The 20776-nt window shown below is 74.0% G+C and carries 27 protein-coding genes, 1 tRNA gene and 2 pseudogenes; 6 read left to right on the forward strand and 24 right to left on the reverse strand.

Features of this window, described 5'->3' with window-relative positions; translation table 11 throughout:
• Positions 1-13: 13 nt before the first annotated feature.
• From P0R35_RS05230 to P0R35_RS05280, 11 genes and pseudogenes are all read right to left on the reverse strand, one after another.
• Complete coding sequence (locus P0R35_RS05230) at positions 14-523, reverse strand: hypothetical protein (protein WP_284014157.1); 510 nt, start codon at positions 521-523, stop codon at positions 14-16.
• Entirely contained in the window at positions 520-900 is a 381-nt protein-coding gene (locus P0R35_RS05235) for a hypothetical protein (protein WP_284014158.1), read from the reverse strand. Before P0R35_RS05235 ends, P0R35_RS05230 begins: the two co-directional genes overlap by 4 nt.
• A gap of 298 nt (positions 901-1198) precedes the next feature.
• Positions 1199-1528 carry a hypothetical protein gene (locus tag P0R35_RS05240; RefSeq protein WP_284014159.1) on the reverse strand — a complete coding sequence of 110 codons (330 nt, stop codon included), beginning with the start codon at positions 1526-1528 and terminating at the stop codon, positions 1199-1201.
• Positions 1525-2700, reverse strand: coding sequence for a helix-hairpin-helix domain-containing protein (locus P0R35_RS05245; RefSeq protein ID WP_284014160.1), 1176 nt, complete (start codon positions 2698-2700; stop codon positions 1525-1527). The genes P0R35_RS05240 and P0R35_RS05245 overlap by 4 nt, the downstream gene beginning before the upstream one ends.
• Positions 2693-2911, reverse strand: coding sequence for a hypothetical protein (locus P0R35_RS05250; protein WP_284014161.1), 219 nt, complete (start codon positions 2909-2911; stop codon positions 2693-2695). Before P0R35_RS05250 ends, P0R35_RS05245 begins: the two co-directional genes overlap by 8 nt.
• Positions 2912-3222: 311 nt before the next feature.
• Entirely contained in the window at positions 3223-3429 is a 207-nt protein-coding gene (locus P0R35_RS05255) for a TOBE domain-containing protein (RefSeq protein ID WP_284014162.1), read from the reverse strand.
• Between the two features lie 114 nt (positions 3430-3543).
• The gene (gene ndk, locus P0R35_RS05260; protein WP_284014163.1) at positions 3544-4023 is read right to left on the reverse strand and encodes a nucleoside-diphosphate kinase; all 480 of its coding nucleotides are present in this window, start codon (positions 4021-4023) and stop codon (positions 3544-3546) included.
• Positions 4024-4025: 2 nt separating this feature from the next.
• A pseudogene (locus tag P0R35_RS05265) lies at positions 4026-4196 on the reverse strand (50S ribosomal protein L24e); the annotation flags it as partial.
• A 4-nt stretch (positions 4197-4200) separates the two neighbouring features.
• Entirely contained in the window at positions 4201-4425 is a 225-nt protein-coding gene (locus P0R35_RS05270; protein ID WP_284014164.1) for a 30S ribosomal protein S28e, read from the reverse strand.
• Between the two features lie 6 nt (positions 4426-4431).
• Entirely contained in the window at positions 4432-4794 is a 363-nt protein-coding gene (gene rpl7ae, locus P0R35_RS05275; protein WP_284014165.1) for a 50S ribosomal protein L7Ae, read from the reverse strand.
• 186 nt (positions 4795-4980) lie between these two features.
• Positions 4981-5655: a cyclase family protein gene (locus tag P0R35_RS05280; RefSeq protein WP_284014166.1), complete on the reverse strand. Its 675-nt coding sequence runs from the start codon at positions 5653-5655 to the stop codon at positions 4981-4983.
• Positions 5656-5691: 36 nt separating this feature from the next.
• On the opposite strand from P0R35_RS05280, the gene tmcA reads away from it, so the two are divergent.
• The gene (gene tmcA, locus P0R35_RS05285) at positions 5692-8058 is read left to right on the forward strand and encodes a tRNA(Met) cytidine acetyltransferase TmcA (RefSeq protein ID WP_432765038.1); all 2367 of its coding nucleotides are present in this window, start codon (positions 5692-5694) and stop codon (positions 8056-8058) included.
• A gap of 176 nt (positions 8059-8234) precedes the next feature.
• Positions 8235-8726, forward strand: coding sequence for a DUF456 domain-containing protein (locus P0R35_RS05290; RefSeq protein ID WP_284014168.1), 492 nt, complete (start codon positions 8235-8237; stop codon positions 8724-8726).
• A gap of 38 nt (positions 8727-8764) precedes the next feature.
• Here P0R35_RS05290 and P0R35_RS05295 read toward each other — a convergent pair whose 3' ends face one another.
• From P0R35_RS05295 to P0R35_RS05315, 5 genes are all read right to left on the reverse strand, one after another.
• Complete coding sequence (locus P0R35_RS05295) at positions 8765-9199, reverse strand: amidase family protein (protein ID WP_284014169.1); 435 nt, start codon at positions 9197-9199, stop codon at positions 8765-8767.
• The gene (locus tag P0R35_RS05300; protein ID WP_284014170.1) at positions 9169-9942 is read right to left on the reverse strand and encodes an amidase family protein; all 774 of its coding nucleotides are present in this window, start codon (positions 9940-9942) and stop codon (positions 9169-9171) included. Before P0R35_RS05300 ends, P0R35_RS05295 begins: the two co-directional genes overlap by 31 nt.
• A 337-nt stretch (positions 9943-10279) precedes the next feature.
• Positions 10280-11125: a beta-keto acid cleavage family enzyme gene (locus P0R35_RS05305; RefSeq protein ID WP_284014171.1), complete on the reverse strand. Its 846-nt coding sequence runs from the start codon at positions 11123-11125 to the stop codon at positions 10280-10282.
• Positions 11122-11316, reverse strand: a complete 195-nt coding sequence (locus tag P0R35_RS05310) for a hypothetical protein (protein WP_284014172.1) — start codon at positions 11314-11316, stop codon at positions 11122-11124. Before P0R35_RS05310 ends, P0R35_RS05305 begins: the two co-directional genes overlap by 4 nt.
• Positions 11317-11428: 112 nt before the next feature.
• Positions 11429-12307 carry an NmrA family NAD(P)-binding protein gene (locus P0R35_RS05315; RefSeq protein ID WP_284014173.1) on the reverse strand — a complete coding sequence of 293 codons (879 nt, stop codon included), beginning with the start codon at positions 12305-12307 and terminating at the stop codon, positions 11429-11431.
• 107 nt (positions 12308-12414) lie between these two features.
• Between P0R35_RS05315 and P0R35_RS05320 the strand changes: the two genes are divergently transcribed.
• A complete protein-coding gene (locus P0R35_RS05320) occupies positions 12415-12897 on the forward strand; it encodes a DUF6069 family protein (protein WP_284014174.1) in 483 nt (160 codons plus the stop codon).
• A 76-nt stretch (positions 12898-12973) separates the two neighbouring features.
• Here the strand turns inward: P0R35_RS05320 and P0R35_RS05325 are convergent, their stop codons facing one another.
• The 3 genes and pseudogenes from P0R35_RS05325 to P0R35_RS05335 form a co-directional block, all read right to left on the reverse strand.
• Positions 12974-13372 carry a hotdog domain-containing protein gene (locus P0R35_RS05325; RefSeq protein WP_284014175.1) on the reverse strand — a complete coding sequence of 133 codons (399 nt, stop codon included), beginning with the start codon at positions 13370-13372 and terminating at the stop codon, positions 12974-12976.
• Between the two features lie 82 nt (positions 13373-13454).
• Positions 13455-14515, reverse strand: a pseudogene (locus P0R35_RS05330) (amidohydrolase family protein).
• Positions 14512-15750 (reverse strand): HD domain-containing protein, encoded by a 1239-nt coding sequence (locus P0R35_RS05335; protein ID WP_284014176.1) that lies wholly within the window; start codon positions 15748-15750, stop codon positions 14512-14514. The pseudogene P0R35_RS05330 and the gene P0R35_RS05335 overlap by 4 nt, the downstream one beginning before the upstream one ends.
• Before the next feature lie 122 nt (positions 15751-15872).
• Between P0R35_RS05335 and P0R35_RS05340 the strand changes: the two genes are divergently transcribed.
• Positions 15873-16613: a DUF7537 family lipoprotein gene (locus P0R35_RS05340; protein WP_284014177.1), complete on the forward strand. Its 741-nt coding sequence runs from the start codon at positions 15873-15875 to the stop codon at positions 16611-16613.
• Positions 16614-16623: 10 nt separating this feature from the next.
• Here the strand turns inward: P0R35_RS05340 and P0R35_RS05345 are convergent, their stop codons facing one another.
• The 3 genes from P0R35_RS05345 to P0R35_RS05355 form a co-directional block, all read right to left on the reverse strand.
• On the reverse strand, positions 16624-17799 hold the full coding sequence (locus tag P0R35_RS05345; RefSeq protein WP_284014178.1) for an HD domain-containing protein: 1176 nt from the start codon (positions 17797-17799) through the stop codon (positions 16624-16626).
• 61 nt (positions 17800-17860) lie between these two features.
• Complete coding sequence (locus P0R35_RS05350) at positions 17861-18310, reverse strand: Lrp/AsnC family transcriptional regulator (protein ID WP_284014179.1); 450 nt, start codon at positions 18308-18310, stop codon at positions 17861-17863.
• Positions 18311-18375: 65 nt separating this feature from the next.
• A complete protein-coding gene (locus tag P0R35_RS05355; RefSeq protein WP_284014180.1) occupies positions 18376-19197 on the reverse strand; it encodes an inositol monophosphatase family protein in 822 nt (273 codons plus the stop codon).
• A gap of 82 nt (positions 19198-19279) precedes the next feature.
• On the opposite strand from P0R35_RS05355, the gene P0R35_RS05360 reads away from it, so the two are divergent.
• Both P0R35_RS05360 and P0R35_RS05365 read left to right on the forward strand, forming a co-directional pair.
• Positions 19280-19609, forward strand: coding sequence for a DUF8101 family protein (locus P0R35_RS05360; RefSeq protein WP_284014181.1), 330 nt, complete (start codon positions 19280-19282; stop codon positions 19607-19609).
• Between the two features lie 131 nt (positions 19610-19740).
• Positions 19741-19992 carry a hypothetical protein gene (locus P0R35_RS05365; protein ID WP_284014182.1) on the forward strand — a complete coding sequence of 84 codons (252 nt, stop codon included), beginning with the start codon at positions 19741-19743 and terminating at the stop codon, positions 19990-19992.
• A 163-nt stretch (positions 19993-20155) separates the two neighbouring features.
• Here the strand turns inward: P0R35_RS05365 and P0R35_RS05370 are convergent.
• Positions 20156-20239 (reverse strand) — tRNA-Leu (locus P0R35_RS05370).
• Positions 20240-20392: 153 nt separating this feature from the next.
• On the reverse strand, positions 20393-20674 hold the full coding sequence (locus P0R35_RS05375) for a hypothetical protein (RefSeq protein WP_284014183.1): 282 nt from the start codon (positions 20672-20674) through the stop codon (positions 20393-20395).
• Positions 20675-20776: the final 102 nt, after the last annotated feature.

A 20776-nucleotide genomic window follows, 5' to 3' on the forward strand; every position in this document is an offset into this window, starting at 1 on the left:
GATCGCCGGCCGGTCACTCGCCGTCGCCACCGGACGCCCCGTCTTCGGTCGCCCCGCTCCGCGCGAGTCCGGGCGGTGTGGGGGTCGGCACCAGCGTCGCCGACAGCGACGCAGTGGCGGTCGCCTCGCGGTCGAACCGCCGCGCCGCCGCCACGCCGGCGGTGTCGGCCAGGAGGCCGTACGCCCCGCCCGACTGGCCGTCGTCCTCGCCGGCCTCGGCGACACGCATGTCGAACTCGACCTCGACGGTCGCCTCCCCGAACTGGTAGCGGGTCGGCGTCAGCCCCAGTTCCAACAGCGACCGGTCGACCGGGTCGGCGGCGGTCGTCGTCACCGACCCGTCGGCGTCCCGAGTCCGGACGAGCCGCGGCGTCACCGGCACCCGCGTCTCGGCGTACGTCCGCACCGACTCGGCCAGCCCACGGTCCAACTCCGCCTGTGCGGCCGCGACGCTGGCGGCGAGTCGGGACACCAACTCCTCGAACGGGACGTCGACGGGGGCGGCGCGCTCGCGCCCGGTCATCCGTCGGTCCGCGCGGCGTTCACGTCGACGGGTCGGTGTCGGTCCGGTCGTCGAACGTCTCGATCCGCGGCATGAGGAACTCCGGCGGCGGCACCGGCACCATCGTCGTCACGAGCCGGCTCGTCCCGTGGACCTCCTTGCCGAACTTCCGGTTGTGTTCGACCTCCGCGGAGACGTTCCAGCTGACGACCCCCCCAGTCGGCTTCGAACTCCGTCTCGACGGCGACGTTCGTCTCCGTCTGGAGCTGCGTCTTGATGTCCATCTCCACCTCGATGGTCGCCTCGCTGAACTGGTAGAACGTCGGCGCCAGCCCGACCTGTAGCAGCGACATCGTGACGACCTCCGGGTCGTCGAAAGTGATGCCGCTGTCGGTCACGTGTCGCGTCAGGTTCGTGACGATGTCGACCTCCTCGTCGGCCAGCGCCTGCGCGGTCGCGACCGAGTTCTTGTCTAGTGCGTGCTGGGCGTCCGCGACCCCCTTTCGCCAGCTTGTGCACCATGTCCGGGAGCGGTACGTCCAACAGTTCTTGTCCTACTGACATCCTTGTGCCTCGATAGTACGGCACGCGAGGAAACGAGATAAACGTATCTGGCGGCGGAACGAACCCGTGTTCCGACGCATCGCTCCGCGATCCGGTCGTTCGCTCCCCGCCCGTTCCGCCGCCGCCGTCGCCTTACACCCCGAGCGCGCTCCGCAATCGCTCCATGTCCACCGAGACGCCGCCGACGTGTGCGACCGCCGGCCGGTCGCGGAGCGACTCCGCGGCCGCGAAGTCGGCGTAGACGAGGTAGGCGTCGCCTTCGGCGAGGAAGACGGCGTCTCGCCCGCCGACGGCCTCCAGCAGCACTCGCTCGAACGCGGCGCGCGCCCCGTCGTCGCCGCGGTTCCCCGGCGCCGGAGTCACCACGAAGAAGCCCGCGTCGCCCGCGGGCCGCGTCACGTCGACCCGTGCGCCGAACGCCGTCGCGACGGCCGCCGGGTCCGCGCCGTCCCCGGTCGTCACCGCGTCTCACCCGCCAGCCGGCCGGCAGCGGCGACCCAGTCGTCGGCCCGAGAGGTCGAGGTGTTCGCCGCCGCGGCGACGCGGTCGACGTCCGCGGCCGCCAGCTCGGCGAACGTTTCGATCCCGGCGTCCACGAGCCGTTCGGCGTAGGTCGGGCCGATGCCGTCGATCCGTTCGAGGTCGTCCGGCTCAGCGGCCGGCGTCCCCTGTGACTCCCGGTCCGTCTCCTCCCCGGTCGGCCCGGTGTCGCCGGCCGCATCGGGGGCCGCGCTCGGGCGGGTCCCCTGCAGCGAGTCGTCGTCGGGTGCGGCGGCCCGCCCGACCGTGAGGTCGACGGGCGCGCCCGGCTCCGCGAGCGAGTAGCTCGACGGCAGCTGTGCCAGCACGCGCCCCGGCTCCCCGTCGTCCTCCGTCACCGCGCCGACGGCGAACCCGGCGGCCGCGAGCGTCTCCCGTGCGGCCGCCAGCGACCGGCCGACCAGCGGCGGCACCTCCCGCAGGTCCGCGGGGGTGACCCCGTCCTCGCCGACCGGCGCCGCCGACGGCGTCGCCCGCGGGCGGACGGCGAAGGAGACGTCCGACAGCCCCGCGGCGTCGGCGCCGACCAGCCCCGGCAGTTGGAGCGCGACGCCGTCCTCGTGGCGCACGCCCGTCCGCAGCGTCACCGACAGGTCCTCGACGGCGAACCCGGAGTCCGCCGCGGCGGCGTCGGCCTCCTCGGCGGCGAGCGCGAAGTCCGCGAACACTCGCGTCGCGGGGACGCTGGCGAGGGTCGGCAGCGGGGCAGCGCCTCCGGGCCGGAACACCTCCCGCGCCTCCCGGTCCTCGCGGTCCAGCAGGTCGGCCAGATCCGCACGCATCGCCGCCGCGAACGCCTCGGGGTCGAACTCCTCGGCCGCTTCGGCCTCCCGGGCGACCCGGTCGACCTCCGCCGCGAGACTCCCCAACCGCTGTGCGAGGGTGTCGTTCTCGGCGTCCAACCCCTCGACGCGCGTCCGCAACACGTCGCGCTCGGCGCGCAGTTCCGCCAGTTCGTCGCGCAGTTTCGTGTTCAGTTGCTCGGTCGCCTCGTACAGCCCGCCCAACTCCGCGCGCACGTCCGGTTCGAGCGTCTTCGCGTCGACCGTCGAGCGGGTGAACAGCGTGTACCCGCCGTCGCCGCCGCTACTCATCGCTCCCGTCCCGTCCGACGACGCGCCGCTCCGGCGGCACCGGCACCAACCGCATCGAGAGCGTGCTCGCCAACTCCGCGTCGACGTCGGCCGTCCGTGTGGCGCCCGCGTCGAGCGGCGTCGCCTTCACGTACGGTCGGTACCCGCGGACCGTCCCGCCGGCGTCGCGCTCGACCTCGGCGTCGACGCTGACGGCCAACTCGACGTCCACGTCGACCTCCGAGAAGCGGTACCACGGCGCGTCGATGGCGTAGGGAAGCTCCCCCCGCCGCCGCCGCGGCCTCCAACTCCCGCTGCACTTCGGCGGTTCGCCGGTCGAGCGCCGCCTGGCCGTCGGCCACCGCCAGCGCGATGTTCCTGACGACTTCGGCCATCGGCCGTGCCCCCCAATCCCCGGTGTTCATGCTACCGGCTCGCTTCGTACGTATTTATAGTTTCAGTACGAATAAATGTGTGTCGTGGTGTCGATCCCCGTGACTCGGTCGACGGGCGCCGGCGTCGGATCTGTGTTGGGCGACCCGTTCAGGCGTCGATCATCACTTCGGTCGCCTTGATCACGGCGGCGGCCTCCATCCCCTCTTCGAGCCCGAGGCGGTCCACGGAGGTCGCGGTGATCACGGAGGTGACCTGCTGTCCGTCGCCGAGTTCGATCGTGACCTCGGCGGCGAGGCCGTCGGTCCGGATGCTAGTGACGGTCCCGTGCAGGCTGTTACGTGCGCTGAGCGTCATACCGGTACCTCGTCGTGAGACGACATAAATCCGGACCGCGGTTCGCACACACGTCGCTCTCGGGCGGGCGGCGCGAAGAAACGGAACCCGCGGTCCGGCGTCGTCGTGCCGGCGTCAGTGGGACTCGTCCTCGTACACCCACTCGGCGGTGTCGAGGTCCCAGTCGACGAGTTCCTCGTCGTCGAAGAAGAGGGCGATCTCGCGCTCGTTGGCGCCCTCGTCCTCGTGGTCGGAGCCGTGGATCACGTTGTGGCCGAGGTCGAGCCCGAAGTCGCCGCGGATCGTGCCCGGGGCGGAGTCGGCGGGGTCGGTCTCGCCCATCATCTTGCGCACCTGCCGCGTCGCGTCGGCGCCCTCCCACACCATCGCGAAGACGGGGCCGGAGGTGATGAACTCGACGAGGCCCTCGAAGAACGGCTTGCCCTCGTGCTCGCCGTAGTGCTCGTGGGCGAGCTCCTCGTCGATCTGCATGAACTTCGCGCCGACCAGCTTCAGGCCGCGCTGCTCGAAGCGGGAGACGACGTCGCCGATGAGGCCGCGCTGCACGCCGTCGGGCTTGACCATCACGAACGTGCGCTCGTCGTGGTGGCTCATTCGCGCCCGGCCTCCGTCCAGTTCTGGTCGCGCGCCTCGCGACCCAGGTCCGCGTTCTTCTCGCACTTCGAGGAGCAGAAGTGCGTGACGCTGCCGTCGACGCTCACGAACATCGTGCCCGTGCCGGGCTCGATGTCGGCGCCGCAGTAGTCGCAGTCTCGTTGCTGGGGCATTGGCTTACTGACCTCCGATGGAGTCGGCGTCGCGCTGGGTCTCGCGCAGCTGGAGGACGTCCCCCATCCGGACGGGGCCCAGGACGTTCCGCGTGATGATGCGGCCCTGGTTCTCGCCCTCCTGGATGCGGCACTTGACCTGCATGGCCTCGCCGTGCATCCCGGTCTTGCCGACGATCTCGACGACCTCGGCGGGCGTGGAGCCGCTCTCTTGCTCTTCAGCGGACATGGTGGGTTACCGCAGTTCCTCGACCTTGCCGGCGATGTCCTCGACGTCGTCCTCGGCCTCGCCCGCCTCGGTGACGGCCGCGGCCGCGGAGCCGACCTCGAGGCCGGCGGCGTGGCCGACGTCGTCCTGCGTCTCGATGAAGACGTAGGCGATGCCCTTCTCCTCGCACAGCTCGGGGAGGTGCATGACGATCTCCTCCGGCTCGACGTCCTCGGCGATGTACACGAGCTTGGCGTTGCCGCGCTCGACGGCCTTGGTCGTCTCGTTGGTTCCCTTCTTCACGATACCGGTGTCGCGGGCCACCTCGAGCGCGTCGAGGCTTCGTTCCGCGAGGTCCGCCGGCGTCTCGTAGTCGACGTAGACTGACATTGTTGTGTGGCTTCCCGCTCGGTGGCTCGACACCTCCGCCGGTCGTAAGTCCCTGACGACGGAGCGGGTCACGACCCCGAGCAGGTCGTACTGCACGGATAATCGGGTTGGCCGTATAAACGTGTTCAATGTGCTGCGGCCGTGTGAGGGCACGACACGGGGACCGTCCGCATCCGCCGGCGCGCCCTACCGGTCCGCCGCGACCGCCCTGACCGGCGCGCCGTCGGCGTCCACGCGGAGGGGGAACGACCGGAGGACGAACCGCTCGGGCAGCGTCCCCGGGAGACGGAGGTTCTCGACGACGAACCGGCCGGCGCCCAGCAGTTCGTGGTGCGCGGGGACGCCCTCGGGCTCGTCGTCGCCGGCGCGGTCCGTCGGCGTCGGGTCCGGGTTGATCGTGTCGAGGCCGACCGCACAGCCGAGGTCGGCAACGTGTCGGGCGGCCGCGGCCGTCAGGTACGGATGGTCGAAGTACCGCTCCTCGCCCCAGTGGTCCCCCCACCCGGTCCGGAGCACGAGCATGTCGGTGTCGGCGTCGAGGGCGTCCCCGTCGGGGAGCACCGCCGGCGTGACCGGCTCGCGGGCGTCGAGTCCGCGGTCGGCGTCGGCGTCCCCGGCGAGGTCGACGAGCCGCGCCGCGAAGCGGAAGTCGCCGACGTCGAACGCGTCGAGCGTCGCCCCGTCCGGCTCCATGTGCGCGGGCGCGTCGATGTGGGTGCCGACGTGCGTGGTGAACGAGAGGTGGGTGACGCGGTAGCCGTCGTCGTCCATCGTCGCGCTCGCCTCCGCCGTCACGCCGGGGTCGCCCGGGTACACGGGCATCCCGGGCTCGATCCGACGGGTGAGGTCGACTGGGTCCATACCGTCGGCTCCCGGCGGCGGGAGGAGAGGCTGGCGATGCACGGCGCCGGCGACGAGCGGTCGACGACGCGCGGCGCCGGCGAGCACCGGCGGGCCGCGGTCGAAACGGGCAAGCCCCCGGCCCGTCCACACGCGAGCGTGACACGCGACGCGCTCGCGGCGCTCGCGGCCGACCTCCGCGCGGAGGCGCGCCGCACCGACCAGCGCCGCCTCCTCGTGCTCCACGGCGAGCGCGACGCCTGTATCGACGCCGCCTTCACCGCCGTCGAGGCGGCCGGGGTCGCGGACGAGGACGCCACGGTCCTCTCGACGCGAGAGGGGTTCCGGTTCGAGCGCCACCGTCCGAAACACGCCGGGCGGCTCCTCGGCACCACCCGCGAGGCGGTGGTGCTCGACGCGTTCGGCGAGTTCTCGCCCAACGCCGTCGGCCGGTCCGTCGGCGCGGTCGACGGGGGCGGCCTGTACGTGCTGCTCGCGCCGCCCCTCGACGAGTGGCCCGACCGCCGCGACGACTTCGACGAGTCGCTCGCGGTGCCGCCGTTCGGGCTCGACGACGTCTCCGGCCGCTTCCGGTCGCGGCTCGTCGCGACGCTCCGCACCCACCCCGGCGTCGCGGTCGTCGCGGTCGGCGACGACCCCGACGGCGCCGGCGACACGGTCGAGCGCGACGGGCTGACCGGGGACGACGCGCCAGCCTCGCCCGCGGCGCCGACGACGCCCGCCGGCGCCGCCTTCCCGGCCGCGGCATACGAGTCGTGTCTGACACGCGATCAGGCGCGCGCCGTGTCGTCGCTGGAACGGCTCCGGACCCCGGGGTCGGCGGTCGTCGTCGAGGCCGACCGCGGCCGCGGGAAGTCCAGCGCCGCCGGTCTCGCGGCCGCCGCGCTCGCCGCCGAGGGCCGGGACGTGCTCGTGACGGCGCCGTCGTTCGGCGGCGCCGCGGCGCTGTTCGAGCGCGCCCGCGCGCTCGCGAACGACCTCGGGGTCGCCCTCGCGGTCGACGAGGAGCGCACGCTCGTGCCCGAGGCCGGCGGCCGGGTCCGCTACCTCCCGCCCGCCGAGGCGGTCGGGGCGGCCGACGCGGTCGACGCCGTCGTCGCCGACGAGGCGGCCGCGCTCCCCGTGCGGCTGTTGACGGGGCTGCTCGACGCGCCCGCGGCGGCGTTCGTGACGACGGTCCACGGCTACGAGGGCGCGGGCCGGGGGTTCTCCGTCCGCTTCCGCGACCGCCTCGACGACGCCGACCGGCGCGTGACCGACGTTCGGATGGACGACCCGATCCGCTACGCGCGCGGCGACCCGGTGGAGGCGTGGGCGTTCCGCGCGCTGTTGCTGGACGCCCGGCCGCCGGTCGCCGCGGCCGTCGAGGACGCCACGCCCGAGTCCGTCGCGTACCGCGTCCTCGACGGCGACGACCTGCTCGCCGACGAGCACCTGCTGTCGGCTGCGTTCGGCCTCCTCGTCGTCGCACACTACCGGACGGAGCCGGACGACCTCGCGCGCCTGCTCGACGCGCCGAACCTCTCGGTACGGGCGCTGACACACGGCGGCCACGTGGTCTCGGTGGCGCTGCTCGCGCGGGAGGGCGGCCTCGACGAGGCGACCCGGGAGGCGATGTACGACGGCGAGCGCGTCCGCGGCAACATGCTCCCGGACGTGCTGACGAGCCAACTGCGCGACCCCGACGCCGCCGCGCCGACGGGCGCGCGCGTGGTCCGCATCGCGACCCACCACGCCGTCCGGAGCCGCGGGCTCGGCTCCCGGCTGCTCGACGAGGTCGCCGCCGAACTCGGCGACGACGTGGACTACCTCGGGACGGGGTTCGGCGCGACGCCGGAGTTGCTCGACTTCTGGCGGGCGAACGGCTACCGGACGGTCCACCTCGCGACCACGCGCAACGACGCCAGCGGCGAGCACTCCGCGCTGATGGTCCGCCCGACGAGCGACGCGGGCCGGCGGTTCGCCGGCCGCCACGCCCGCTGGTTCCGCGAGCGCGTCGGCGCGGTGCTGTCGGACGCCCTGTCCGATCTCGACCCGGACGTGGTGCGGGGCGCGCTCGCCGCCTGCGACGCGCCCGGCGAGCCGGTCGTCGACGTCACCGACTACGAGTGGCGGCTCACGGTCGCCGCGGCGTACGGGCCCGGGCTCGCGGACATGGCCCCGCGGCCGTTCCGCCGGCTCGCGCTTGCGCACCTGCTCGACGGCGACGCCGACCTCGCCGACCGGGCGGAGCGACTGCTCGTCCGCAAGGTGTTGCAGGCCCGCGAGTGGGAGGCCGTCACCGACGAGCTGGGGTACGTCTCGACCGCCGAGTGTATGCGCTCGCTCGGCCGGACGCTCCAGCCGCTGGTCGACCGCTACGGGGACGAGGCGGCGTTCGCCGAGCGCGCACGGTACGAGTGATCGGTCCGCCGGTGTCGCCGCGAGGGCGCCCCCGTGGGTCACCGGAGGGCGTCGGAGCCGTGGTCCTCGGGGGTCGCGCAACTGCCTTCACCCCGGTGGCCTCGACACCCGAGGCCGACCGCCGCGCGCCGACCCGCCGAACGCGGGCTTATGGTCGACCGCGACGACGTTCCGCCATGGTCGACCTCGTGACGGTCCTCGCGCTCGCCCTCCTCGTCGGCGCCGTCGTCGGCAGCGTCGTCCCGCTCGTGCCCGCGGGGCCGCTGTCGGTCGCGGGCGTCCTCCTGTACTACTTCCTCGCCCCGGCGTCGGCGCCGTCGCTGTGGGTCGGCTGGCTCGTCGTGTTCGTGGTCGTGGGCCTGCTCGCGTTCGCGATCGAACACCTCGGGGGCCCGCTCGCCTCGCGGGCCGGCGGCGCGGAGACGTCGACGATGGTGGTGGCGGGGCTGGCGTCGCTGGCGCTGTTCTTCGTCGTCGGCCCGCTCGGCATCGTCATCGGCACCGTCGCCGTCGTCCTCGCGGCGGAGCTGCGCGCCGGCAAGGAGCCCCGCCGCGCGGTCCGCGCGGCCGCCTTCACCGTCGCCGGCCTGCTCGCCTCGACGGTCGCCCAGTTCGTCATCACCGGCTCCATCCTCGCGGGCTTCGTGCTGTTCGTCTTCGTCCTCTGATCGCGGCTCCCGGCGCCGCCGGTCGCTCCCCGCGCCGCTCACGCGTCGTCGAGCGACTCGACCGCGCGGGCGACCCGCAACGCGAGCTCGTCCCCGCCGAGCGGGCCGACGACCTGCAGGCCGACCGGGAGCCCCTCGACCGTGCCGGCGGGCACCGACACCGCCGGGTTCCCGGTACAGTTGAACGGCGCGGTGTTCGCGAGCACCTCGCCCGGCGCGACGTCGCCTCCGGCCGCCGAGTCGCCCGACTCGCCCGCATCGGTCGGACCGTCCGGGTCGTCCCCGACGGCACCGAACGGCGGGGCCGGCATCGGCGTCGTCGGCGTGAGGAGCACGTCCACGCGGCCGAGACACGCCTGCGTGCGGCGGACGATCCGACGCCGGGCGTCCCACGCGTCGGCGTACGCGTCCGTCTCGGCCGCTAACGCGTGCCCCGTCTCGATCAGCCGCTCGACCCGCTCGGGCAGGTCCATCGCGGCGGGGGCCGCCCGGAGCGCGGCGCGCGTCGCGGCGTCGCGACCGTCGCCGAGGGTTGGCCGCCCGTCTCGACGACGCGGGCGAACTCGACGAGCGTGTGGACCTGGTTCACGAACGCGGCGTCCTCGTGTTCGGGGAACGGGAGCCGCTCGACGGTGACGCCGGGGAGGCCCGCCAGCGCCGTCACGGTGCCCTCGAACGCCGCGGCGACGCGCGGGGCGGCCGCCTCGACGAACGGCTCCGGGACGCCGACGCGGAGGCGGCCCAGCGGGTCGTCGAGCGCCTCCAGCGCGGCCGACGCCGGGGCGGGCGCCGACCCCGGGCGCAGCGGGTCCGCGCCGGCGACGGCGTCGAGCGTCCGGGCGGCCGTGGTGGCGTCGCGCGCGAGCACGCCCACGTGGTCGAGCGTCGGCGCGAGGTCGAGCACGCCCGTGCGCGGCACGCGGTCGTACGTCGGTTTCGCGCCGACGACGCCGCAGAACGCCGCCGGGACGCGGACGCTGCCGCCGGTGTCGGTGCCGACCGCCGCGTCGGCGAGGTCGCCGGCGACCGCCGCGGCGGCGCCGCTGGAGGAGCCGCCCGGCACCCGCTCGGCCGCCGCCGGGTTCCGGGTCGGGCCGGCGCGGCACGCCTCGCCGGTGACGCCGAGCGCGAGCGCGTCCATCCGGGTGGTGCCGACGAACGTCCCCCCGCGACCCGGAGGCGCTCGACCACCGTCGCGTCCGCCGTCGGTGTCCACGCCAGCGCGCCCGTCCCGGCGCGGTGGGTGAGCCCCGCGACGGCGACGTTGTCCTTCGTCGCCACGCGGAGGTCGGCGAGCGGCCCCTCGCCGGGGCCGACCGCCGTCGCCGGCGTGGCGAACGCGTCGTACGGGTCGTCGCGGGCGACCGGCTCGGCCGGCGGGAACGCCGGGTCGGTGTCGTCGCGGGGCACCGTCCGGAGTCGCGCCGCGTACCGTCGCGCGCGCTCCGCGGCCTCGGGCGACGGCTCGGGGTTCATGGCCGGGCCTTTGACCACCGAGGCAAAGGCGTTCCGGCGGCGCCGGGAGCGACCCCGCAGCGAAACGGGGGAACCGATCAGCGCCGCGACACGACGCCGAGGAGGTCGCGCGCCTCCGCCGGGGTTGCGACGGGGCGCCCCAACTCCCCGGCGACCCGGACCGCGCGCTCGACGAGCGCCGCGTTCGTCGCCCGTTCCCCCTTCCGGAGGTAGCTGTTGTCCTCCAGGCCGACGCGGACGTGGCCGCCCAACAGCATCGCCTGCGTCGTCAGCGGGAGCTGGTGGGGGCCGAAGCCGATCACGTTGAACGCCGCCCGCTCCGGGAGCTGGTCCACCATCCGCTGGAGGTTCGCCGGCGACGGCGGCGTGAGCGTCCCCGGGCCGAAGATGAGGTTCAGGTACGGCGGGTCGGCCAACTCGTCGAGGATCCGGAACGACTCGTTGAGGTGGCCGTTGTTGAACACCTCCAACTCGGGTTTGATCCCCCGCTCGCGCATCTCCGCGTGGAGGCCGTCGATCGTGTCGCGGGTGTTCTCGCTGGTGAGCCGGCGGCCGCGGTTCAGCGGCCCCATGTCGAGGCTCGCCATCTCCGGCGCCGGGTCGGTGCGCAGCGGCTCGGCCCGGAGCGCGTCGGGCGCCGCCGTCCCCCCGGTCGAGTGCTGGACGATCACGTCGTCGGTGGCGTCGCGGACGGCGTCGGTCACCGCCTGGAAGCGCTCGGTCGAGAACGCCCGTTCCCCGTTGTCGCGGCGCGCGTGCAGGTGGACGACCGCGGCGCCGGCCTCCTCGACGGCGGCGGCCGCCGCCGCGATCTCGGCGGGGGTCTCCGGGAGCTCCGGGTGCGCTTCCTTCCCCTGGATCCCGCCGGTGAGCGCCGCGGTGATCACGACGGGCTCGCCGTCGAGGTACTCCTCGTACGTCATTCGTCCCAGTCGAGGCCGGCGTCAGCGCGGAAGACCTCGCAGTCCGCTTCCGGGTCGAGGCCGTAGCGCTCGTTGCAGATGTCGGCGTGGACGGGCTGGACGAACTCGTCGGTCACGGTACAGAACGCGCGGGCGGTGTCGAACGACCGTTCGCCGTCCGACTCGCGGTAGTCGAGGTGTGGACAGGCCATGGCCCTCCGTTCGGCGCCGGCCCGCATCAAAGCGCGCGTCGGTGACACGGGCGTCACCGCCCGCTCCGGCTGTCCGGAGCCGCCCCGCGTCCACCGGCACGCGGCGGGCCCCTCACTCCCCCCAGCCGGCGTCGACCAGGTACTCCCGGAGCGTGTACGGCTCGAACGGGACCGCCTCGCGGAACGCCTCGGGGTCGGCCTCGACGGTGGCGAGGAACCGCATGAACGCCGCGAACCCCTCGTCGAGCGACGCCAGCGGCACCCGGACCGGCTCCACCTCGCGACCGAGCACGTCGGCGAAGACGTCGGCCAGCTCCGCGAGGGCGAGCCGTTCGGCGACCAACGGCACCGCGACGCCGGCGAACGCCTCCGGGTCGGCGAGCGCGGCCGCGGCCGTGCGGCCGATGTCGCGCGGGTCGACGGTCGCGTGGCGGGCGCCCTCTGGGAGCGGGAACGCGAGCCGCCCGGCCTCGATCTCCGCGCGCTGGCGCTCGAAGTTGCTGTGGAAGCTGAACGGGCGCAGGACCGTCGCGTCGGGGAACGCCGCCCACACGGCCGTCTCCACGTCGCCCTTGGCGTCGACGTGGGGGATGCCGGGGGTCGTGTGGGCCGCGCCGCCCGAGGAGAACACGTACCGCTCGACGGCGGCGTCGGCCGCCGCCGCGACCAGCGTCCGCCCCTGTGCGCGCTCGGTCGCCGGGTCGCCGGCGGTGACGCCGAACACCGCGTCGACGCCCGCCACCGCCGCGTCCATCGCCGCGCGGTCGGTCATGTCGCCGGCGACGACCGCGACCCCTCGCTCGCGGAGTCGCCGCGCGCCCGCGCCGTCGGCGTCGCGCGTCAGTCCGCGCACCTCGAACTCCCCGAACGCGCCCGACGCGAGGGCGTCGACCACCGCCCCGCCTTGGGTCCCCGTCGCACCGGCGACCAACACCGTCGGTCGGCCGCCGTCGCTCCGTCCCCCGCCGTCGGTCCGCTGCTGTCCAGTCACGTCACGACGATGGACTGTCGGGGGGATATAGCACCGACTCCGCTCCCGCGGAGTCGCTCCCGACCTCGGGAGCGACCGGTTATCTCCTCGCCGCGCGTATCCTCCTCGTGTCTACACGCTCCACGACCGACGCCGCGAGCCGGCCCGAGGCCGATCCGATCGCCCGACCCACCGCCGAACCCGCCGCCGACACCGTCGCGGTCGTCGGGTCGCCGCTGCGGCGCCGCGTCGTCGTCGCGCTGGCGCTGGCCCTCCTCGCGGCCGTCGCCACTCGCGCGCTCGCCGCCGTCGCGCTCGGCCCGGCGGCCGCGTCGTTCGACCCGCTCGGGATCGTGCCGCTGGCGGCGACCGCGACCGTCGCCGCGCTCGGTGCCGCGGCCGTCTACGCGGCGATCGGCCGGGTCAGCGACGCCCCCGAACGCACGTTCCTCGCCGTCTCGGCGGTCGTGTTGGCCGTCTCGTTCGTCCCGGTGGTCGCGGTGGGGCCGTCGATCCCGGGGGCGACGACCGTCGCGCTCGTCGTCCTCGGCCTCGCCCACGTCCTCGTGGCCGCGGGCGTCGTCGGCGGACTGACCGGGCGCGTCGCCTGATCGACGGGTCGCGCCGCCCGTTCGCTCGGCGGCGCCCCGGCGCGCTTCTCCTCCGACTCGTTCCAACCGCTCCGACTCACTCCAGCACCACGCCCTCGAACCCGCCCGTCATCACGAGCTCTTCCCCGTCGGCGTCGCCGCGGTAGCAGACGATGTCGGCCGTCATCTCCGCGCGGTCGTCGCGCCGGGTCACGTCCGTGACGGTCACCTCGCAGACGATGCGCTGGCCCGTGTACACCGGCCGGAGGAACTCGTAGGTCATCTCCCGCGCGAGCACGTCGAGGTCGCCGCCGATCTTCGTCGGCAGCGTCGCCGTGAGCAGGCCGTGGACGAGCAGCCGCCCCTCGTCGTCGGGCACCTCGTGGTGGTCGCCGCGGTCGCCGGAGACGTCGGCGAACGCACGCACGTCGTCGGTGGTGAAGGTCCGTTCGTGGCGGAGGACGCTGCCGGGGTCGGGGAGGTCGTCGGGGTGCACACGCGACGTGTCACCGCGACGGCGCTTGGACCTGTCGCCGACCGGGGGTGGCGATCGCCCCCGCCGGACCGGCTCGCCCCGGCTACGGGACGACCGCCTTCACGTCGCCCTGTCCGGCGCGGCGGACGACCGCCCGGACCGGGTCGCGGACGCCGGCGAGGTTGTCGCTGTCCCCGTCGAGCACGAGCAGACGGGCGTCGCGTCCCGGCTCGATCGCGCCGCAGTTCAGGCCGGCCACGGCGGCGCCGGCGGCGGTCGCCATCCGGAGCACCTCGACGGCGGTCGCGTCGGTGAGCTTCGCGGCGAACTCCATCTCGCGGAACATCGACGGGCTGTCGAGCATCACGTTGTCCGTGCCGAGCGCGACGGTCGTCCGGTCGAGCAGGTCGCGCAGCGGCGGGACGCCGACGCCCGTCACGAGGTTCGAGCGCGGGCAGACGACGACCGGCCACCCCTCGGCGGCGAGGCGGTCGAGGTGGCGCTCCTCCGGGTGGACCACGTGGACGAGGTGGTCGGGGTCGAGATCCATCGCCGCGTCGAGGTCGTGGGGGTCGCGCTCGCCGGCGTGGATGCCGAACAGTTTGCCGGCCGCGCGCGTGGCCGCCCGCTCGGCGTCGAAGTCTGCGTCGCGGGCGCCGCTGGCGCCGAAGCCCGCCGCGAACGGGTGTTCCATGGCGGCGACCGTCTCGCGCCCGAGCACGACCGACTCGACCGGGAGCCCGTCGACGGCCGCCGCGATGGCGTCGACGCCGGCGACGCCCCCTCGCGGAACTCCACGTGGGCGGTCGTCCCCGTGGCGTGCATGTACCGCAGCGAGCGCCGCATCGCGGCGACCAACTCCTCGTCGGGCGTCTCCCGGAGGATCCGGTGTTTCAGGCCGTCCGGCGGCGCGACGAGCGCGTCGAGGTCGAGTCTCCGGCCGGCCTCCTTCGCGACGGAGTCGCCGATGTGGGTGTGGGCGTTGACGAAGGCGGGACAGACGATGTCGTCGCTCGCGACCGACGCCTCCTCGATTGCGGCGATCGCGCCGTCCTCGACGACCACGCGCCCCTCGACGGCCTCGAAGTCCTCGCCCACGAGCACCGTCCCCTCGTACGTCTCCGTGTCGCCCGACCCCGGCTCGTCCGCGGCGGGGTCGGTCACCGGCCCGCCCCCGCCTCGAACTCGTCGAGGCTCGCGTTGACGCGGCGCCGCACGTCCGAGACGAGCGTGCCGTCCACGTCGAGGCCGAGCACGTCGACGGCGGCCTTCCCGACCCGTTCGGTCGCGTCGGCGACGGTGTACACGCCCATCCGCCACTGCTGTTTCTGGGCGGTCCGCAACCCCTCGACGAGCGGCGAGTGGTCGCCCAGCCGGCGGATCTCGCCGTTGACGAGCACCTCCGAGGTGGACTCCGTCATCGACGGCTCGCCGGGCACGTCGAGGACGACCTCGTCGGCGGGGACGGACGCCCGTTCGGCGATCTCCGCCTCCAACTCCCGCACCGCCTCGTGGTCGGCCTCGCGCAGGGCTTCGGGCGTGTCGTCGTACTCGGCCCACACGGCCCGCTTGAACAGGTCGCGCCGGTCGTAGCGTGCGGCGAACTCGGCGGTGGCCGGCTCCGTGCGCAGCGCCGAGACGAGGTCGTAGTCGTCCATCCGGCGCACCTGCCCGGCGTCGATGTCGGGCGTCGCCAGCAGGCGCTCGACGGCGCGCCGGAGCATCGCCTTCGAGATGCGGGCGACCGGGTGGGCGTACACCGTCGGCGTCATCAGCGCCCGCGCCATCAGCAGCGACTCGGCGGTCTGGACGTTCCCCTCGTCGAGCACGAGGTCGCCGTCGGCGAACGTCAACTCGCGGACGAGGCGTTCGTGGTCGATGGTGCCGTAGGGGACGCCGGTGTGGTGGGCGTCGCGCACGAGGTAGTCCATGCGGTCGACGTCGAGTTCGCCCGAGACGAGCTGGCCGTACTGCCCCTCGCCGGCGATGAGGCCGGCGATCCGCTCGGGGTCGAGGTCGTGCGCCTCCAGCACGTCGCCGACCTCCGTCTCGACGAGGAGGTCCGACACGTCGTCGTGGTAGAGGCCGGTGTGACGGTGGACCAGCTCCTCGACGTTGTGCGAGAACGGCGCGTGGCCGATGTCGTGGAGGAGGGCTGCGGCACGGACGCGCTCGGCCTCGACGCCCCCGATACCGATCGAGTCGAGCGCGCGGTCGGCGAGGTGGTACACGCCCAGCGAGTGCTCGAACCGGGTGTGGTTCGCGGAGGGGTACACCAGTTTCACGGTGCCCAGTTGGGCGATCCGTCGCAGCCGCTGGACCGGCCCCGTGTCGAGGAGGTCCGCCGCGACGCCGTCCACGGAGATGTGGTCGTGGACGGAGTCTTTGATCGTCGTCATCGACCCGGGGTTCGCCGTCGCCCGCTATAAACTGTCGGCGAGGGCCCGGGTGGGGCGGCGTCGTGTTTGCTCCGTGACGGACGGCCCGAAACCATATTCGCGCCCCGACCGTCCGCGGTCGTATGAGAGCAGGCACACGACGGTCCCTCTGGATAGCTGCCGGACTCGCCCTCCTCGTCGCGCTCGCGGGCTGTACCGGCGGCGGCGCACCGTACGAGAGCGCGCCGTCCGCCGAGGAGGTCGAGGCGGGCCACGAGGAGGCCCTGCGCGAGGCGGGGAGCTTCACGTACAACCAATCGGTCTCCGTCAACGGGAGCCTGTTCGACGTCACGAGCGACACGACCGCCGCGGTCGACCTCGACGGCGACGCGTACCTCGTCGAGACGCGGACCGGCGACTCCGGCGTCGCGGTGTACGCGCCGGGCGGGGAGCGGCCGTACGTCCGCACGCAGTCCGGCAACACGATCCGGTACGAGCGCGGGGAGAACGGGTCGGTGCCGAACGCGAGCCGCTTCGTCGCGCCGCCGCTGTCGGAGCTGTCCGACTCCTTCGAGTTCGCCGCCAACGGCACCGCACAGGTCGACGGGACACGGACGTACGTGTACGAGGCGAACCTCTCGACGCTGAACGAGTCGGCCGTCGGGCCGGTCGGCGAGGCGCTCGCCGAGGCCGAGGCGACCGACGCGACCGTCCGCGTGTACCTCCGGAGCGACGGGCTGGTGAAGCGCGTCCGCTACGCGTTCGTGGTCGACGGCTTCGGCGAGCCGACGCGGCTCTCCCTGACGCTCACCTACGAGGACGTCGGCTCCACGACGGTCGACGAGCCGTCGTGGCTGTCGGAGGCGGAGTCGGCGACGAGTTGAGTTCCGCGGCTCAGTCCCGGATCGGTCCCGCCCGCACGCCGAGGACCTCCTCGGCGGCGGCGGCGACGGCGTCCGTCTCCGCGGCGGGCGCGTACACGCCCATCCGCCAGCCGGCGCGCTGGGCGGCGCGCAGGCCCGCGACCAGCTCCGAGGCGTCCTCCAGTCGCTGGGGGACGCCGTCGACGACGACCCGGCTTCCGGCCTCGGTGAACGTCGGACGGCCGGGGGCGTCGACGACGACGTCGCGGGCGTCGACATCGGCGAGGGCCGCGATCTCGCGTTCCGCGGCGCGTTCGTCCCCGTGGTCCATCTCGACCACGTCCGCGGGCGTCGCCGACAGGTCCGTCCACACCGCCCGCTTGAACAGGTCGCGGTACTCGATGCGCTCGCCGAGGTGCGGGACGTGCTCGCGCAGGGCCACGAGGAGGTCGTGGTCGGCCATCCGCCGGAACCGCTCCACGTCGATGCCCGCGTCCGACTCCAGCAGTCGCTCGGAGGCGCGCTCCAGCATCGCGCCCGCCACCCGCGAGACGTGGTGCCGGTAGACGGTCGCGTCCATCAGCGCCCGCGCGAGCAGCAGCGACTCGGCGGTCTGGACGTTCCCCTCCGCGAGCACGAGCGCCCCGTCCCGGTACTGCAGTTCGCGGACGAGGCGTTCGTGGTCGATGGTGCCGTAGGGGACGCCGGTGTGGTGGGCGTCGCGCACGAGGTAGTCCATGCGGTCGACGTCGAGTTCGCCCGAGACGAGCTGGCCGAGTTCGCCCTCGCCGCGGACGATCGCGGCGACGCGGTCGACGGAGAGGCCGTGCGCGCGGAGGACGTCGCCCGCGTCCGTCCCGCCGAGGAGGTCGCCGAGTTCGTCGTGGTCGACGCCGGTGCGCCGCCGGATCACCTCCTCGGTCTGGTGGCCGTACGGCCCGTGGCCGACGTCGTGGAGGAGGGCGGCCGCGCGGAGGTGGCGGGCGCGGTCGCCGTCGACGCCGAGGTACTCCAGCGCGCGGTCGGCGAGGTGGTACACGCCCAGCGAGTGCTCGAACCGGGTGTGGGAGGCGGAGGGGTAGACGAGACGGACCGTCGAGAGCTGCTTGATGTGGCGCAGTCGCTGGAGGGTGCGCGTGTCGAGGAGGTCCGCGGCGACAGGGTCGAGGGTGATGTAGTCGTGGACGCTGTCCTTGATCGCCTTCATATGACTGTCTCGTATCGCGTGGGTCGGTGGTGTATGGTTACCGGTGTCCCCTCGGCCGCGCTCAGATCGGGACGCCGGACTCCTCGTAGTCGGTCCCGAGGATGACCATCGTCTGGGAGCGGTCGAACCCGTCCATCGTCGCGATCTGTCCGAACATCAGCTCGCGGAGGTCGTCGGTCGACTCCGCGTACACCCGCAACATCACGTCGTACTCGCCGGTCGTGAGGTGGACCTCTCGCACCCCCTCGACCTCGCGGAGCGTCTCCAGCGCCTCCTCCTCGTGGCCCTGCCGCACGCGCAGGCCGACGAACGCCGACACGCCGTAGCCCAGCGCCTTCGGGTCGACCTCCGCGCGGTAGCCCCGCAACACCCCCGCCTCCTCCAGCCGGGAGACGCGCTCGTGGACCGTCGCGCTCGACATGTCGATCCGGCGCGCCACCTCGCTGAACGGCGTCCGCGCGTCCTCCTGGAGGATCCGGAGGATGGCGCGATCGGTGTCGTCGAGTTCCATGGCCGTTCTCCCCGCCTCACGACCTTTGCAGTTCGGGTTCCCGCGACCGGGCGCTGGCCGGGGGGTTACGCTCGCTCGACGTCGCGGACCGCCCGCGCCGCCGCCAGCGCCTCGTCGTGGAGCGGGCCGTTCGAGGCGACCAGCCCCGTCGAGTCGTGACGCCACGGGTCGCCGTCGAGGTCCGTCACGGTCCCGCCGGCGGTGCGCACCATGTGGACGCCGGCGACGGTGTCCCACGGGTTGCACCGCACGTTCGTGAACGTCGCGTCGAGCGCGCCCTCGGCGACCATCGCGAGCGTCACCTGCGCGGAGCCGAACCGCCGCAGGTCGTTGAACCGCTCGACGACCTCCGTGCACGCGGCGGCGTACTCGTCGCGGGCGTCGAAGTCCCACCAGACGGTCGGCGTCGCCGCCGCGGTCTCGGGGTCGTCACGGTCGCTGACGGCGACCGGGTCGCCGTTGCGCGTCACGGCGTCGCCGTCGGCGACGTACACGTCGTCCATGGCGGGCAGCGCGACGGCCGAGGCGACCGGCTCGCCGTCGACGACGGCCGCGACCGCGGTGGCGAACGCGCGGATGTCGCGCACGTAGTTGTTCGTCCCGTCGATCGGGTCGATCACCCACGTCGCGCCCGCGTCGGGCACGGCCTTCAGTTCGTCCTCCTCCTCGCCGACGACCGCGTCGTCCGGGAACGCCTCCCGGATACGCTCGATCACGCGGCGCTGGCTCTCGCGGTCGGCCTCCGTCACCACGTTCGTCTTGCCGCCCTTGCGCTCCACGTCGATGTCGCGCCGGAAGTGCTCGCCGGCGACGGCCGCGCCCGCTCGCGCGGCGGCCGCCGCGACGGTCGCCCGGTCGCCCCCGCCGTCGTGTTCGCCTGTCGTCATGCACCGGTGTCCGTGAACCGGCACGGAATAGGCGTCGGTTCCGTCCCGTGGAGTTTAGCCCGTCGCCCGTGTGCGGGTGGGTATGGACGACGAGCCGGACGACCGCGACGGATCCGACGCGCCGGGCCTCCCGGAGCCCGCGGCGCCCGACGACGCGGACCTCCCGGCGGACGTGGAGGCGGCGCTCACCCAACTCGTCGAGGCCGCCCGCGACGCGGTCCGGGACGGCCGCACGGACGACGCGCTGGCGGCCGTCGACACCGCCCGGACGGTCGCCTCGAACAAGCTCCCGGCCGGGGACCGCAGGGACCGACTCGTCCACGGCTGCGACCGCGTCGCCGACCTCGCCGCGGACGACCCCGCCGTCGCGACCGAGTATCTCGCCGCGCTGCGGCGCCGGCTCCCGCCGTAGGTACACCTACTCGAAACTGAGTAGTAAATATCGGAAGATCCGCCGTTTTCCGGACTCACAGACCTCGAGGGCCGTTTACTCGAAACCGACTCAGACCGGAGTTAAGTGGGATCGGTGCCATTCGTCACTCAATGCGCCCGAGTGAGGCGGTCAGACAGATCGAATACGTGATCGACGCGACGACGACCGACGGCGGCCGACGCTGTGCGGCCGGCTACCGCCCGGCGTTCGAACGCGTCCACGCCGCCGGCGGCGGCGCCGACGTGGCCGATCTGGCGGCCACGCTCGGCGCGGAGGTGCGCGACGGCAGCCGTCCGGACCCCGCGGAGGCCGGCCGCGTCGCCGACGAACTGCTCGGCGTCGCGACCGACGGCGGCGAGTAGCCGTCCCCTTCTCCTCTCGGCGTCGCCCTCGCGAGCGACCGCTCCGACCCGGCTCCGTCGGCGCCGTGGCGGCCGCTCTCGGGGCTTGGGTCGGCAGTGAGTTGTGCGAGGGAAGAGCGCTCCGTGAGAGCGTCTTCCGCATCTCGGGGGTGGACCCCGGCGATGCGAGGGAAGGGATTTGAACCCTTGGACCTCTACAGGAGCGGATCTTGAGTCCGCCGCCGTTTCCGAGCTTGGCTACCCTCGCACGCACTCGCAGGGAGGCCGTGCCCGGGCCTTAATGCTCCGGTTTCCGACGACCGCAGCCCCCCCGACGGGGCTCGGCCCCGTGGCGCTCGGTCGGGGCCGGGGTCGGGGTCGGGTGCCGCGGAAGGGACCGAGGCGGCCGGCCGACCGGACGCTACCGGCCGCGACGCGGGGCCGTCCCGGCCTGCCGCAGCGACATGTAGAGGACGACGCCGAACGACCCCATCAGCAGCCCGAACTCGACGCCGTCGGGCGTGCCGGAGTTGCCGACGAGGAACAGCACGAAGCTCGCCGCCGCCGCCAGCAGCGCCAGGAGGTACAGCACGGCCGGCCGGGCGCCGGGGTCGGTGAGGATACGGACCGCCGCCGCGGCGTCGCGCCGGACGCCCTCGACCGCACCCCGCACTCGCCGTCGCAGCCAACGCAGTAGAGACATCGACGTGTCGGAGGACGCGACGGCGCGCATTAAACCCAACTTCCGCGGCACCGGTCGGGCGCGCCGCCGGGCGACGGAGTGATGGGGCTCGCCCGCCCACCG

Source organism: Halobaculum litoreum (assembly GCF_030127125.1).
Lineage (GTDB): Archaea > Halobacteriota > Halobacteria > Halobacteriales > Haloferacaceae > Halobaculum > Halobaculum litoreum.

What these genes read in the sequence shown, in the direction of transcription:
- ndk (WP_284014163.1), bottom strand. Translation starts at nt 4,023, where the DNA reads ATGAGCCACCACGACGAGCGCACGTTCGTGATGGTCAAGCCCGACGGC.
- P0R35_RS05255 (WP_284014162.1), bottom strand. Translation starts at nt 3,429, where the DNA reads ATGACGCTCAGCGCACGTAACAGCCTGCACGGGACCGTCACTAGCATC.
- P0R35_RS05290 (WP_284014168.1), top strand. Translation starts at nt 8,235, where the DNA reads ATGGTCGACCTCGTGACGGTCCTCGCGCTCGCCCTCCTCGTCGGCGCC.
- P0R35_RS05230 (WP_284014157.1), bottom strand. Translation starts at nt 523, where the DNA reads ATGACCGGGCGCGAGCGCGCCGCCCCCGTCGACGTCCCGTTCGAGGAG.
- P0R35_RS05365 (WP_284014182.1), top strand. Translation starts at nt 19,741, where the DNA reads ATGCGCCCGAGTGAGGCGGTCAGACAGATCGAATACGTGATCGACGCG.
- P0R35_RS05360 (WP_284014181.1), top strand. Translation starts at nt 19,280, where the DNA reads ATGGACGACGAGCCGGACGACCGCGACGGATCCGACGCGCCGGGCCTC.
- P0R35_RS05335 (WP_284014176.1), bottom strand. Translation starts at nt 15,750, where the DNA reads ATGACGACGATCAAAGACTCCGTCCACGACCACATCTCCGTGGACGGC.
- P0R35_RS05345 (WP_284014178.1), bottom strand. Translation starts at nt 17,799, where the DNA reads ATGAAGGCGATCAAGGACAGCGTCCACGACTACATCACCCTCGACCCT.
- P0R35_RS05310 (WP_284014172.1), bottom strand. Translation starts at nt 11,316, where the DNA reads ATGGCCTGTCCACACCTCGACTACCGCGAGTCGGACGGCGAACGGTCG.
- P0R35_RS05305 (WP_284014171.1), bottom strand. Translation starts at nt 11,125, where the DNA reads ATGACGTACGAGGAGTACCTCGACGGCGAGCCCGTCGTGATCACCGCG.
- P0R35_RS05280 (WP_284014166.1), bottom strand. Translation starts at nt 5,655, where the DNA reads ATGGACCCAGTCGACCTCACCCGTCGGATCGAGCCCGGGATGCCCGTG.
- P0R35_RS05270 (WP_284014164.1), bottom strand. Translation starts at nt 4,425, where the DNA reads ATGTCCGCTGAAGAGCAAGAGAGCGGCTCCACGCCCGCCGAGGTCGTC.
- P0R35_RS05350 (WP_284014179.1), bottom strand. Translation starts at nt 18,310, where the DNA reads ATGGAACTCGACGACACCGATCGCGCCATCCTCCGGATCCTCCAGGAG.
- P0R35_RS05245 (WP_284014160.1), bottom strand. Translation starts at nt 2,700, where the DNA reads ATGAGTAGCGGCGGCGACGGCGGGTACACGCTGTTCACCCGCTCGACG.
- P0R35_RS05295 (WP_284014169.1), bottom strand. Translation starts at nt 9,199, where the DNA reads ATGGACCTGCCCGAGCGGGTCGAGCGGCTGATCGAGACGGGGCACGCG.
- P0R35_RS05375 (WP_284014183.1), bottom strand. Translation starts at nt 20,674, where the DNA reads ATGTCTCTACTGCGTTGGCTGCGACGGCGAGTGCGGGGTGCGGTCGAG.
- rpl7ae (WP_284014165.1), bottom strand. Translation starts at nt 4,794, where the DNA reads ATGTCAGTCTACGTCGACTACGAGACGCCGGCGGACCTCGCGGAACGA.
- tmcA (WP_432765038.1), top strand. Translation starts at nt 5,692, where the DNA reads ATGCACGGCGCCGGCGACGAGCGGTCGACGACGCGCGGCGCCGGCGAG.
- P0R35_RS05355 (WP_284014180.1), bottom strand. Translation starts at nt 19,197, where the DNA reads ATGACGACAGGCGAACACGACGGCGGGGGCGACCGGGCGACCGTCGCG.
- P0R35_RS05340 (WP_284014177.1), top strand. Translation starts at nt 15,873, where the DNA reads ATGAGAGCAGGCACACGACGGTCCCTCTGGATAGCTGCCGGACTCGCC.